This window comes from Geobacillus sp. WSUCF1, assembly GCF_000422025.1.
Lineage (GTDB): Bacteria > Bacillota > Bacilli > Bacillales > Anoxybacillaceae > Geobacillus > Geobacillus zalihae.
In genome coordinates this window covers 1-13,250 of the sequence record NZ_ATCO01000033.1, presented here as the reverse complement: position 1 = coordinate 13,250, position 13,250 = coordinate 1, and the positions used below count along the sequence as shown (strand labels likewise).

General features: G+C 53.3%; 10 protein-coding genes and 2 pseudogenes. 8 read left to right on the top strand and 4 right to left on the bottom strand.

Going from position 1 to position 13,250, the window contains the following annotated elements; translation table 11 throughout:
* Positions 1-23: 23 nt before the first annotated feature.
* From I656_RS11875 to I656_RS11885, 3 genes are all read right to left on the bottom strand, one after another.
* Positions 24-623 (bottom strand): Uma2 family endonuclease, encoded by a 600-nt coding sequence (locus tag I656_RS11875; RefSeq protein ID WP_050572293.1) that lies wholly within the window; start codon positions 621-623, stop codon positions 24-26.
* Between the two features lie 207 nt (positions 624-830).
* On the bottom strand, positions 831-1,964 hold the full coding sequence (gene ald / locus I656_RS11880; RefSeq protein ID WP_015376104.1) for an alanine dehydrogenase: 1,134 nt from the start codon (positions 1,962-1,964) through the stop codon (positions 831-833).
* A 117-nt stretch (positions 1,965-2,081) separates the two neighbouring features.
* Positions 2,082-3,317: a CdaR family transcriptional regulator gene (locus I656_RS11885; protein ID WP_033004946.1), complete on the bottom strand. Its 1,236-nt coding sequence runs from the start codon at positions 3,315-3,317 to the stop codon at positions 2,082-2,084.
* Positions 3,318-3,463: 146 nt separating this feature from the next.
* On the opposite strand from I656_RS11885, the gene I656_RS11890 reads away from it, so the two are divergent.
* The 8 genes and pseudogenes from I656_RS11890 to I656_RS11915 all read left to right on the top strand — a co-directional run bounded on the left by I656_RS11890 (position 3,464) and on the right by I656_RS11915 (position 13,083).
* Positions 3,464-4,525 (top strand): tartrate dehydrogenase, encoded by a 1,062-nt coding sequence (locus I656_RS11890; protein WP_015376102.1) that lies wholly within the window; start codon positions 3,464-3,466, stop codon positions 4,523-4,525.
* A gap of 90 nt (positions 4,526-4,615) precedes the next feature.
* Positions 4,616-5,110, top strand: coding sequence for a PTS glucose transporter subunit IIA (locus I656_RS11895; RefSeq protein ID WP_015376101.1), 495 nt, complete (start codon positions 4,616-4,618; stop codon positions 5,108-5,110).
* Positions 5,111-5,128: 18 nt separating this feature from the next.
* Positions 5,129-5,959, top strand: coding sequence for a PRD domain-containing protein (locus I656_RS11900; protein WP_015376100.1), 831 nt, complete (start codon positions 5,129-5,131; stop codon positions 5,957-5,959).
* 193 nt (positions 5,960-6,152) lie between these two features.
* Complete coding sequence (locus I656_RS11905) at positions 6,153-7,529, top strand: sucrose-specific PTS transporter subunit IIBC (protein WP_020754192.1); 1,377 nt, start codon at positions 6,153-6,155, stop codon at positions 7,527-7,529.
* A 12-nt stretch (positions 7,530-7,541) separates the two neighbouring features.
* Positions 7,542-8,986 (top strand): annotated as a pseudogene (locus tag I656_RS0114910) (glycoside hydrolase family 32 protein).
* Positions 8,987-9,160: 174 nt separating this feature from the next.
* Positions 9,161-10,356, top strand: a pseudogene (locus tag I656_RS0114905) (MFS transporter).
* A 223-nt stretch (positions 10,357-10,579) separates the two neighbouring features.
* Positions 10,580-11,437, top strand: a complete 858-nt coding sequence (locus I656_RS11910; RefSeq protein ID WP_033004943.1) for a glycosyltransferase family 2 protein — start codon at positions 10,580-10,582, stop codon at positions 11,435-11,437.
* A gap of 263 nt (positions 11,438-11,700) precedes the next feature.
* Entirely contained in the window at positions 11,701-13,083 is a 1,383-nt protein-coding gene (locus I656_RS11915; RefSeq protein WP_033004942.1) for a glycine--tRNA ligase, read from the top strand.
* Here I656_RS11915 and I656_RS18965 read toward each other — a convergent pair.
* Positions 13,060-13,250 (bottom strand): hypothetical protein (locus I656_RS18965; protein WP_033004941.1); only part of this gene is annotated, 191 nt, incomplete at its 5' end. The genes I656_RS11915 and I656_RS18965 overlap by 24 nt on opposite strands.

Sequence of the window (13,250 nt, the reverse complement as noted above, 5' to 3'; positions counted from 1 at the left end):
AAGATTATATCATGAAGCCGCCCTCAAGGACGAAATAGTTGTTCTACATCAACAGAAAAACCGTCAAGCGCGCGCGAATAGGCCATGCCGGTTTCTTTCCAGACGCCGGCTTGTTCATATTGTCCGTCGTCATTGAGCGAGTAGATTTGCACAACAGAGTGCATAGGGTTCACGATCCAATATTCACCGACTCCGTATTGCATATACAAGTTCAATTTGAACACGAGATCATACGCCTGGTTGGAAGGACTTAAAATTTCAATGATCAACGTTGGGACGCCGACAAATTTGCTGTCCGTTAATCCGCTTCGATCGCAGATCACGGTTAAATCAGGGACGACAATTTTCTTGCCTTCGATTCGTTCGTTCTTTAGTTCGATATCAAAAGGGGCATGAAACACTTCACACGGCTTTCCTTCTAAAAAATGGAACAGTTGGACGTACAGCCGTCCCGATAGGCGTTGGTGCTGGGTCGAAGGGGAGGGAGACATCAACACAGCGCCATCAATATATTCTAAAATACGATCGGTTGTTTCCCGCATGCGATAAAATTCTTCAAGCGATACCGCCTGTTTTCCCGGAACGTTCACGAAATCACCTTCTTTCCAGCTTTCTATTTTCATTATACACGGCCTGCTTTGCTGAACGAAAATGATTTGGCATAACGCAACAGGGGGCATACTCCCACCGCCTGCGCTCACTTGCCGAAATGGCGGCCTTGTCGGGTTAGGACGATAAAAAAAGCCGCCCGCTATGAGTGGGCGGTCATGGGAATGGACAATGATGAACAGGCGGCCGGCAGCGCGCGTTGTCGGCCGCGTCCATCACGGTTAGTTGGCGGCCAACGTTTTCCCGAGCGCTTCGCGGGCCGGGACGTAGCGATAGCCGAGGTCGCGGGCGACGGCTTCGTACGTGATTTCGCCGTTGGCGACGTTGACGCCAAGCTCGAGCGCCGGGTTGTCCGTAATGGCTTGGATGACGCCTTTGTTGGCGATTTGCAAGGCGTATGGCATCGTGACGTTCGTCAAGGCGATCGTCGAGGTGCGCGGAACGGCTCCAGGCATGTTGGCGACCGCATAATGGACGACGCCGTGTTTGACGTACGTCGGGTCGTCATGTGTCGTGACGTGGTCGCTCGTCTCGACGATGCCCCCTTGGTCGATGGCGACATCGACGATGACCGAACCCGGTTTCATCGCTTTCACCATGTCCTCGGTGACGAGCTTCGGCGCCCGCGCTCCCGGGATGAGGACGGCGCCGATGACAAGGTCGGCCTCTGCGACCGCTTCGGCGATGTTCATCGGGTTGGACATGAGCGTCGTAATTTGGTTGCCGAAAATGTCGTCAAGCTCGCGCAGGCGATCCGCGTTCAAGTCGATGATCGTGACATCTGCCCCGAGGCCGACCGCGACTTTCGCTGCGTTCGTGCCGACGACCCCACCGCCGATGATGACTACTTTGCCGCGGGCGACGCCTGGGACGCCGCCAAGCAAGATGCCTTTGCCGCCGTACGGTTTTTCTAAAAATTGCGCCCCGATTTGCGCCGCCATCCGCCCGGCGACTTCGCTCATCGGCGTCAACAGCGGCAGCGTGCGGCCGACTTGCACCGTCTCATAGGCAATGGCGATGACGCCGCTTTCTTTTAAGGCGCGCGTCAACTCCGGGTCGGCGGCCAAATGCAAATAGGTGAACAAAATGAGACCTGGGCGGAAATAGCCGTATTCGCTTGGCAGCGGCTCTTTCACTTTCATCACCATATCGGCTTGCGCCCACACATCTTCCGCTCGCTCGATGATTTGTGCTCCGGCACGGGCGTAATCGCTGTCGCTGAAACCGCTTCCAACCCCTGCCTCTTTCTCAATCAGAACCGTATGTCCAGCCTGAACGAATGACAAAACGCCAGCCGGCGTAATGGCGACACGGTTTTCGTTATTTTTGATTTCCTTTGGCACTCCAATAATCATGGATATCGTTCCTCCTCGTCAGAAGTGGCCTTACTTATAGTATAAAAGAGACGGAACGGGCCGGGCATTGTTCAAAAAAGAGAAAGAAGCGCCCGGTTTTTGTGGATTTCCACAAATTCAACCGCGCGCTTCGTATTTCGCTAATTTAATATCAATGTATAATTTGATTTTTTGATTCATGTCATTGAGATCAAGCTCGGCGATGTCGGCAATCCGCTTGAGCCGATAAGCAAGCGTGTTCGGGTGAACGTTGAGGACGTCGGCGGTTTCTTGCGCGTTTTCGTTATGGTCAAAAAACGTTTCAAACGTTTTGACCAAGTCGCTGTGGTGTTTCTGGTCGTACGATTGCAGCTTCGTTAACGCTGGGTTGGTCCATTCTCCTTGCCGCTTTTGTTCAAGCAAAAAATCAAAAAATTGGTAAATGCCAAGCTGGGCATAGCCGTAAACCGACTTGATTTCATCGCCGAGCTTTTCTTTCAGCGCCAGGACGGCGAGCGCTTCGCGGTAGCTTTTTTCAATGAGGCGATAGGCGCCGTACACGCCGCCAAACCCGCACTGCACATCGTGGATGTGAAATCGTTCTTTCATTTTGGCGGCGAACGACTCGATGAATGCATTCAGCTCTTTGAGCGGCTGGTCGGTTTTGGGCGCCGCCAGCAAAATCACATCGCGGCCGTCAGTCGTATAAAGAAGGAGCGGGAGTTGCTGGGTTGTTTGCAATAAGTAGGAAATTTGCCGCTCCATTTCGGCGATCAAATCGGCGGCAAAGCGGAAGACGACAACGGCAAACTGCGGTGCGGTCGGGATTTGCATCGCGGCGAGATGAGCGCGGATGTCGTCTTCACGAGCGATGTGGCCGGTGAGCAGCTTCCAAAACAGCTCTTGCACCCGCTCTTCTTTTTTGTTTTTGCGCATATACAGCTGCAACACTTTGTTTTTCGCTGCCTTGGCGGCGAGCTTGAGCCATTCCATCTCCTCAGGCGACAGCGTCCGGTTCGTTTCCAGCACCCAGATGAAACCGATCACCTCATCGTTTTTCCAGATCGACACAGCGACGCGGCTGCCGAGGCCGACGTCATGAATCGGCGGCACGCGCACCGGCTCGCGGCTTTTGAGCAGCGCCGGGATGGCGCCTTGTTTCCATAAGCTGTTGATCACTTTTTCCGGGACGCGCCGGCTGATGATCGTCGCCGTCCGCGCCGGATCGGTGTAATCGTCATGGGCGCTGTAGGCGATGAGCCGATGGTTCGCATCTTCGATCGTCACCGGGCATTTCAGCACGTCGCTGACGCGGTCGGCAAACTCTTCAAGGCTGTCAAATTCGCCGCGGAACGGGTCGGTATAGTGAGACATATTTGTTTCCCCCGCATCGTCCATAGGATTGTAGTTTGATTTTACCACAAATAAGGGTTGCCATTGTGTATTCTATAACGGAGAGGGTTCGGTGCGCTTTCTGTCGAATTAGGGAAAGGAAATGATTCATCAAGGAGGAGACTGTTGTGAAAAAATGGGAAATCGCCGTCATTCCTGGCGACGGCATCGGCAAGGAAGTTGTGCCCGCGGCGTTGGATGTGTTAAAAACGGTTGCGGATGTCCATGGAGGGATTTCCTTTTCTTTCACTGAATTTCCATGGAGTTGCGACTATTATATGGAGCATGGAAAAATGATGCCGGATGATGGGCTGGAGACGCTGCGGAACTTTGACGCCATTTTCCTTGGAGCGGTCGGCAATCCGAAGTTTGTCCCTGATCATATTTCATTATGGGGATTGCTTCTGAAAATCCGCCGCGAATTTGAACAAGTGATTAACATTCGCCCGGCGAAATATTTCCGCGGCTTATCCTCGCCTCTGACCGAGCCGCGCGACTTTGATTTCATCGTCGTCCGCGAAAACAGCGAGGGGGAATATAGCGAAGTCGGCGGGCGCATTCATCGCGGTGAGGATGAAATCGCCATTCAAAACGCTGTCTTTACCCGCAAAGGGACGGAGCGGGCGATGCGTTATGCGTTCGAGCTGGCGCGGAAGCGGAAACGGCATGTGACGAGCGCGACGAAATCGAACGGCATTTTCCATACGATGCCGTTTTGGGATGAAGTGTTCGCCGACGTCAAGCGCGACTACCCGGATGTCGCGACCGCGTCGTACCATATTGATGCATTGGCCGCCTTTTTCGTGACAAGGCCGCATACGTTTGACGTCGTTGTCGCGAGCAACTTGTTTGGCGACATTTTGACGGACCTTGGCGGCGCTATTATGGGCAGCATCGGCATCGCCCCGGCGGCGAACATCAACGTCAACGGCAAGTACCCGTCCATGTTTGAGCCGGTGCACGGCTCGGCGCCGGACATTTACGGCAAAGGCATCGCCAACCCGATCGGGCAAATTTGGACGGCGAAACTGATGCTTGACCATTTCGGCGAAGAAGAGCTCGGCGCCCTTTTGTTGCAAACGATCGAGGATGTCACCGCTGACGGCATCAAAACGCCGGATCTCGGCGGCACGGCGACGACAAAGGAAGTGACGGAAGAAATTTGCCGGCGGCTGCGCAAACGCGGCTGATGAAGACCGATTGGGTCGGCGCGGTTGGCACTGTCCTTCCGTTTCGGTATACTGAATGTCAGACAAACCGAATAGAAAGGATGACGCCCGTTGTTCAAAAAATGGTTTGGCAAGCAGCAGCTGAAAGAGGAGACGATCACCGCGCCGCTTGACGGAACGATTGTGCCGCTTGAAGACGTGCCGGATCCGGTGTTTGCGCAAAACATGATGGGCGATGGCATCGCCATCGATCCGGCGGATGGGGATGTCGTCGCTCCGGTGGACGGGGAAATCGTCCAACTCTTTCCGACGAAGCATGCTATCGGCTTGCGTTCGGAAGCGGGTGTGGAGCTGCTCATCCATGTCGGCATCGACACCGTGTCGATGAACGGGGAAGGGTTTACCGCCTATGTCAAAGCCGGCGACCGAGTGAAACGGGGCGATCGGCTTCTTTCTGTCGACTTGCCGCTTGTGCGCGAGAAAGCGAAAAGCGCGGTGACGCCGATCATCATCACGAATGGTGATGCGCTTGAAAGTTTGGAGAAAAAAGCAGGGACATCGGCAGCAAAAGGCGAGACGGTCTTATTTCATGTCAAAATGAAATAAGGGCGGCAGGGAGGACATATGGCGTTTCGCATCCATAAGATTTTAAACAACAACGCCGTTGTCGTGCTCGACGAAGGCAAAGAGAAAATTGTCATGGGCCCGGGGATTGCGTTTCAAAAGCGGAAAAACGATCTCATCCCCCCGGGCCGCATTGAGAAAATTTTCGTCATGGAAGAAGAAAATGAGAAGTTCCAGCAATTGCTTCGCACGTTGCCAGAAGAACATATCGATATTGCCGAAGAAATTATCAGCTATGCGGAAGGCAAACTGCAAGCGCCGCTCAGCGACCATATTCATATTGCGCTGACTGACCATTTGTCGTTTGCCATCGAGCGGTTGAAGCAAGGTTACCGCATTCAAAACAAATTGCTCAATGAAATTAAAGTGCTATATAAGGCGGAGTATGAAATCGGGCTATGGGCGAAACAGTTGATCAAAGAGCGGCTTGGCATCGAGATTCCCGATGACGAGGCGGCCCATATCGCCCTTCATATTCATACGGCGAAACTCGATGCCGCCAGCATGAACAAAACGATGCGCGAGACGACGCTCATTCATGAACTCGTTGACCTTATCCAAACGGAGCTCGGCATATCGATCGATAAGGAAAGCATTTCATACCAGCGGCTGCTCACTCATTTGCGCTTTGCCTTAAGCCGCATCGAAAACGGGGAGCCGATTCATTCGATGGATGAGGAGATGCTTGCGCTCATTCAGACAAAATATGCAAGGGAATGGGCGTGTACACAAAAAGCGGCAACCTATGCAGAAAAGGAATATGGCATCCGTTTTCCGGAGGAGGAACTCGCCTATATCGTCCTCCATATCCAACGGTTGCGAAAGCGTTGACAAAAACAGCAAGTTGCCGTATAATGCAAAACAGACAACGAAATATTGCGGGATTGTAACTGCTTCGAGCAGGCAAGACCTAAAACGTATGAAGGGAACGGCAAGTGAGTCATGCCGCTAGATCGCCCTTTGTATGTTTTAGGTCTTTTTTGTTTTTCATTTCACCATCATTCAGAAGGAGAGGAGTTCACCGATGAATTATGAACACATTGCTAAACAACTCATCCCGCTCCTTGGCGGGAAAGAAAACATCATTAGCGTAACTCATTGCGCGACACGGCTTCGCCTCGTCTTAAAAGATGACAAAAAGGCCGAGGCGAAAGACATTGAAAACATTGAAGGGGTTAAAGGGGCGTTTTCCAGCTCCGGACAGTTTCAAATTATTTTTGGCACCGGCGTGGTGAATAAAGTGTATGAAGCGTTTGCCCGGGAAGCAGGGGTACAGCAAGGTGATGCTGATGCCCATCAAGAAGCCATCAAGCAAAAAATGAATCCGCTCGCCCGCTTTGCGAAGACGTTGTCAAACATTTTTGTCCCAATCATCCCAGCCATTGTCGCGAGCGGTTTGTTAATGGGTTTGCTTGGGATGATGAAGGCGTTCAAATGGGTGGCGGCAGACAGCCCGCTGTATATTTTGCTTGATATGTTTTCGAGTGCGGCGTTTATTATTTTGCCGATTTTAATCGGCTTTAGCGCGGCGAAAGAATTTGGCGGCACGCCGTTTTTAGGGGCGGTCATCGGCGGTATTATGACTCACCCGGCGCTATTAAACCCGTGGGGATTGGCCGAGGCCAAGCCAAACTATATGCATTTTCTTGGCTTTGATATCGCTATGGTCGGGTATCAAGGGACGGTCGTGCCGATTTTGCTGGCGACGTATGTGATGAGCAAAGTGGAGCGTGGATTGCGAAAAGTTGTTCCTCATGCGGTCAGTTTGCTTGTTGTTCCATTTGTGACCGTCATTTTGACGGGATTTATTACGATTTTGGCCATTGGTCCGCTCGGCAATTTGCTTGGCGATGGGATTACGACGGTGTTGAACTTTGTTTACCATTATGGCGGTGCGTTAGCTGGCCTTATCTTTGGTGGATTGTACTCGATGATCGTCATTACTGGTGTGCATCATAGCTTTCATGCCATTGAAGCGAACTTGTTGGCGAAACTTGGGGTCAACTATTTACTGCCAATTTGGTCGATGGCCAACGTCGCCCAAGGCGGCGCCGGTTTGGCTGTATTTGTCAAATCGAAGCGGACAAAAACAAAAGAGATTGCGTTACCGGCGGCCTTGTCAGCTTTTTTAGGCATTACCGAGCCAGTCATTTTCGGGGTGAACTTAAAATACCGGAAGCCGTTTATCGCTGCGGCCATTGGCGGCGCGCTCGGCGGAGCGTACGTCGTATTTACGAATGTAGTAGCTAATGCCTACGGGTTGACCGGCATCCCGATGATCGCCATCGTTGCGCCGGAAGGGCTCACGAACTTAATGCACTACTTAATCGGTTTTGCCATTGCCGTCGTTTCAGCGTTTGTGGCGACATTCCTTCTAAAGTTCCGTGAAGAAGAAGAGTGAGGGGACAAGCGGATGAAATCCGAACGGGAACAGAAACTTATTGAACAAGCATACGCTGAAGTCGAAAAATATGAGACTCTTGTCAATCGTGACCGGTATCGGCTTCGCTACCATCTCATGCCTCCTGTCGGGTTGATGAACGATCCAAACGGGCTGATCGACTGGAACGGAACGTATCACGTCTTCTACCAATGGATGCCGTTTCGCACCGGCCATGGCGCCAAGTTCTGGGGGCATTATACATCCCCAGACTTGGTTCATTGGCAAGCAGCGCCGATTGCGTTAGCGCCAAGCGAATGGTATGACAAAGATGGCTGCTATTCCGGCAGTGCGATTAGTTGCGATGGAAAGCTCGTGCTGTTTTACACTGGCAATGTGAAAGATGAACAAGGAAACCGCCAAACGTACCAATGCATGGCCGTATCGGAAGATGGCATTCATTTTACAAAAAAAGGCGTCGTCATTACACTTCCGGACGGATATACGGCCCATTTCCGCGACCCGAAAGTATGGCGGTATCAGGGCCATTGGTATATGATCTTGGGGGCGCAAAGCGAAAGCGGCGATGGAAAAGCGGTGCTGTTTCGTTCCGCTGATCTTTGTCATTGGGAGCATCTTGGCCCAATTGCTGGCGGCAACATGAACGGGCTTGGTCCGTTTGGCTATATGTGGGAATGCCCAGACTTGTTTCCATTAGATGGGCAAGACGTGCTCATTGTCTGCCCACAAGGATTAAAACCGGACGGCATGCGCTACCAAAACGTCTACCAGTCAGGTTATTTTGTCGGCCGCTTCGACTACGAACGGGCCGAATTCCTTCACGGGGCGTTTGAGGAGCTTGATCGCGGCTTTGAATTTTACGCCCCGCAAACGATGCTTGACCGGAACGGGCGGCGCATCCTCATCGGCTGGATGGGTGTGCCGGATCAGAATGAAGACCGCCAGCCGACAGTGAGCCACCGCTGGGTGCACGCGCTCACCTTGCCGCGCGAACTTCGCCTCACTGGCGGCAAGCTGAGACAGACGCCAGTGGAAGAGCTGAAACAGTTGCGCAAACAAAAAGTAGCATATCCAAGCGCCACTGTGTGAATGAGCTGAGGTCATGGCCGGGACTCGAGGGAGATGCGATCGAACTTCGCCTCGACAATATCGAACTGTTCGGAAGCATGATGGAAATTTACTTTCGCCATGCGGCTCGCCTTGTTTACAATAGTGACGAAGGGGTATTGACGCTTGAACGGAAAAGCTTTGTGAACGGGCTGACGGAGAAGCGGCAATGTCGATTGCCACGTCTTCGTTCGCTTCATGTTTTCCTTGATACGTCATCGATCGAACTGTTCGTCAATGATGGCGAAGAGACGTTCACTGCGCGGTTTTTTCCGCATCTGGACGACCGAACGATTTTATTTGGAACTCATGGACATCTTCATATGGACATCGAGAAATGGGAATTATAAGACGGGTTGGCACGAGCAAAGCTGCCGAGAGCAATCGCTTTTCGGCGGCTTTTTTATTACTGTTGCGGTTCATTTTGTGAGAAAATGAGCAATACGGGATTGAATTTACTTCCGTCCCCCTCTATAATGAACAGTAGACGATGTCTTTACATCGATAATGACAGGAGGATACACATGAACCAAACCGCGATTTCCCAGCGCAAGCTGTTAGGCATTGCCGGTCTCGGTTGGCTGTTTGACGCGATGGATGTCGGCATGTTGTCGTTTTTGATGGCGGCCTTGCAAAAAGACTGGAATTTGACGGCCAGCCAAGTCGGCTGGATCGGCAGCGTCAACTCGATCGGCATGGCGGTCGGAGCGCTCGTGTTCGGGCTGCTCGCCGACCGGATCGGCCGGAAAAATGTTTTCATTGTCACATTGTTATTATTCTCGATCGGCAGCGGGCTGTCGGCGCTGACGACGACGTTGGCGGCGTTTTTGGCGCTCCGCTTTTTGATCGGCATGGGGCTTGGCGGCGAGCTGCCGGTCGCGTCAACGCTCGTTTCGGAGGCGGTGCCGGCTGCGACCGCGGCCGGGTTGTCGTGCTGCTTGAGAGCTTTTGGGCGGGCGGCTGGTTGCTGGCAGCGCTCATCTCGTATTTCGTCATACCAGTTTACGGATGGCGGACGGCGTTATGGCTGGCGGCGATTCCAGCGCTGTATGCGATCTATTTGCGCCTCCGCCTGCCCGATTCGCCGCGGTTTGCGGCCGCGCAAAAAGAGGAGACGGTGTGGAGCAATATCGTCAAAGTATGGTCCGCTCCCCATCGGAAAGAGACGGTCATGCTTTGGCTGCTTTGGTTTTGCGTCGTCTTTTCGTATTACGGCATGTTTTTATGGCTGCCGAGTGTCATGGTCATGAAAGGGTTCAGCTTGATTAAAAGTTTTGAGTACGTGCTTATCATGACGCTAGCGCAGCTTCCGGGTTATTTCAGCGCCGCATGGCTGATCGAGCGGGCCGGGCGGAAATTTGTCTTGGTTGCGTACTTGCTTGGCACCGCATTGAGCGCCTACTTTTTCGGCACGGCCGAGTCGCTCGTTGGGCTGATGGCATCCGGCATTTTCTTGTCGTTTTTCAACCTCGGCGCTTGGGGAGCGCTGTATGCGTATACGCCGGAGCAGTATCCGACGTCGATTCGTGCGACCGGCGCCGGCATGGCGGCGGCGTTTGGCCGCATTGGCGGCATTTTTGGCCCACTGTTGGTCGGCTCGCTTGTCGCCCAAGGGGTGTCGGTGACGGCCATTTTCACGCTGTTTTGTCTATCGGTCCTTGTCGCCGTTTTGGCGGTCGCGGTGTTGGGCAGCGAGACGAAGCAACAGGAGCTTGCATGAGTAAAATCGTTGTAAGGGACATTCTAAGGCAGATCTCTAATGAGGGGTTGCGGGCTTTGGTTCGTGGCGCTCGTTAGGGGAGGCAAGACGAAATTGACAAACAAACGGCAGGGGCGGTACCTTAAGGGTAAGCCCCTTTTTTGATTGGCCAAGCTTTTGGTGGGTGTGCGCATCGACGCCCGCGGACGCCAAGGGGAAAACCAGTGCGAGAGGCGGTGAATTGATGTTATGTCCGTCCGTGTCCGTCGTCATCCCGACGTACAATCGCCCGTATCCGCTTGCCGAGCTGCTCGAGGCGTTGAGCCGGCAGACATACCGCCATTTTGAGGTGATCATTGTCAATGACGGCGGCATCCCCGTTCATGATGTCGCCGCCTTGTATCCAGAGCTTGACATCCGTCTCATCGACCGCCGCGACAACGAAGGACATGTCGCGGCCCGCAACATCGGCGTCAAGGAGGCGCGCAACGACCTCATCATGCTTTGCGACGACGACGACTTAGTGTTGCCATGCCATCTCGAGCGGATGGTCACAGCGCTTCGTGACGCTGATTTTGCCTATGCCGATGCGGAAATTGTCCAGTATCGGGTGGAAAACGATCAGCGCGTCCCATCGGCCCGTTTTTTATTTGCCTATGAGTACGATTTGGAGGCGATGCGGACGTTTTCGACGTACGTCCCGTCCGGGAGCGTGTATCGAAAATCGCTCCATGACGAGATCGGCTGCTTTGACCCGACTGTCCACCATTATTGGGATTGGGACTTCTTTTTGCGCGCCGCCTCTGTTTGTCGCGTCACGCGTGTCGCGGCGGCGACGGTCTTGTATGCGTTCAGCCCGGACGGCGACAACGTGTCGCGACATATGAGCGACAAGCGGCGGCATTACTTGCGGCGGCTTTGCGAGAAGCATGGGCTTGGGGACTTGCCGGTGAAAAACTTTTGGCTCTTGCTTGACGAGCCGGAAGTCGCGAAGCGCCGGGCGAAAAGCGAAGTCATCTGGGACGGGAAGCCGATCGTGTCGCGGTTTTGGATGCAAAAAAAGCAGGATGGCGTTGACAAAAGGTTTTGGGGTTTGCTATGATAGTGGACAAAATCATATATGGATCGCGATGACGGATCAATAGTAGTTAACCCTCTCTTCCCAAGCGAGCCGGGGACGGTGGAAGCCCGGCGAAGATGGTTAATGAAACGGCAGTCCGGAGCGGAAATGGCAAAAAGGGGATGCGTGATTTGCGCATCAACTAGGGTGGAACCGCGGGAGCTACGCTCTCGTCCCTAGGCGTCAGGCCTAGGGGCGAGGGCGTTTTTGATTGTTGGACATCACATTGAAGGAGGATGAACACGATGGCTGTCACAATGGAAGAAATCGTCGCACATGCCAAGCATCGCGGCTTCGTGTTTCCGGGCTCGGAAATTTACGGCGGGCTGGCGAACACGTGGGATTACGGCCCGCTTGGCGTCGAGCTGAAAAACAACATCAAACGGGCGTGGTGGAAAAAGTTCGTCCAAGAGTCACCGTACAACGTCGGGCTTGACGCCGCCATTTTAATGAACCCGAGAACGTGGGAAGCGTCCGGTCACTTAGGCAACTTCAACGATCCGATGGTCGACTGCAAACAGTGCAAAGCGCGCCACCGCGCCGACAAGCTGATTGAGAAGGCGCTCGAGGAAAAAGGGATCGAGATGATCGTTGACGGGTTGCCGCTGGCCAAAATGGATGAACTCATCAAGGAGTACGACATCGCCTGCCCGGAATGCGGCAGCCGCGATTTCACGAACGTGCGCCAGTTCAACTTAATGTTTAAAACGTACCAAGGCGTCACCGAGTCGAGCGCCAACGAAATTTATTTGCGTCCAGAGACAGCGCAAGGCATTTTCGTCAACTTCAAAAACGTCCAGCGCACGATGCGCAAAAAATTGCCGTTTGGCATCGCGCAAATCGGCAAAAGCTTCCGCAACGAGATTACGCCGGGCAACTTCACGTTCCGCACGCGCGAATTCGAACAGATGGAGCTCGAGTTTTTCTGCAAGCCCGGTGAGGAGCTGCAATGGTTTGACTATTGGAAACAGTTTTGCAAGGACTGGCTGCTGTCGCTCGGCATGAAGGAGGATAACATCCGCCTGCGCGACCATGCGAAAGAAGAGTTGTCCCACTACAGCAACGCCACGACGGACATCGAGTACCATTTCCCGTTCGGCTGGGGCGAGCTGTGGGGCATCGCGTCGCGCACGGATTACGATTTGAAGCGGCATATGGAATACTCGGGCGAGGACTTCCATTATCTCGACCAAGAAACGAACGAGCGCTACATCCCGTACTGCATTGAGCCGTCGCTTGGCGCTGACCGCGTCACGCTGGCGTTTATGATCGACGCCTATGACGAAGAAGAGCTGGAAGACGGCACGACGAGAACGGTGATGCACTTGCATCCGGCGCTTGCGCCGTACAAAGCGGCTGTCTTGCCGCTGTCGAAAAAGCTCGCGGACGGGGCGCACCGCATTTATGAAGAGCTGGCGAAACATTTCATGGTCGACTATGACGAAACCGGCTCGATCGGCAAGCGGTACCGCCGCCAAGATGAAATCGGCACGCCGTTTTGCATCACGTACGACTTTGAGTCTGAACAAGACGGCCAAGTGACCGTGCGCGACCGCGACACGATGGAGCAAGTGCGGCTGCCGATTGGGGAGCTCAAAGCCTTTTTAGAGGAAAAAATCGCCTTTTGATGCCATGAACGCCGGGGCAGCGACGAAACCCCGGCGTTTTTTTAAGAACATGTATGGAAACGGAATCGCTTTTTTAGGGAAATTTTCAAAAAATAGCTGAATGTTCGCTGTATATAATGGTAAAATAGGAGTGTAGACTAGTTCCTGCATCCTGCATGGGTCAAGGG

Bases quoted from the DNA above. Each gene is read 5' to 3' on its own strand.
- I656_RS11875 (WP_050572293.1), bottom strand. From the start codon at position 623: ATGAAAATAGAAAGCTGGAAAGAAGGTGATTTCGTGAACGTTCCGGGA.
- ald (WP_015376104.1), bottom strand. From the start codon at position 1,964: ATGATTATTGGAGTGCCAAAGGAAATCAAAAATAACGAAAACCGTGTC.
- I656_RS11885 (WP_033004946.1), bottom strand. From the start codon at position 3,317: ATGTCTCACTATACCGACCCGTTCCGCGGCGAATTTGACAGCCTTGAA.
- I656_RS11900 (WP_015376100.1), top strand. From the start codon at position 5,129: ATGGCGTTTCGCATCCATAAGATTTTAAACAACAACGCCGTTGTCGTG.
- I656_RS11905 (WP_020754192.1), top strand. From the start codon at position 6,153: ATGAATTATGAACACATTGCTAAACAACTCATCCCGCTCCTTGGCGGG.
- I656_RS11910 (WP_033004943.1), top strand. From the start codon at position 10,580: ATGTTATGTCCGTCCGTGTCCGTCGTCATCCCGACGTACAATCGCCCG.
- I656_RS11915 (WP_033004942.1), top strand. From the start codon at position 11,701: ATGGCTGTCACAATGGAAGAAATCGTCGCACATGCCAAGCATCGCGGC.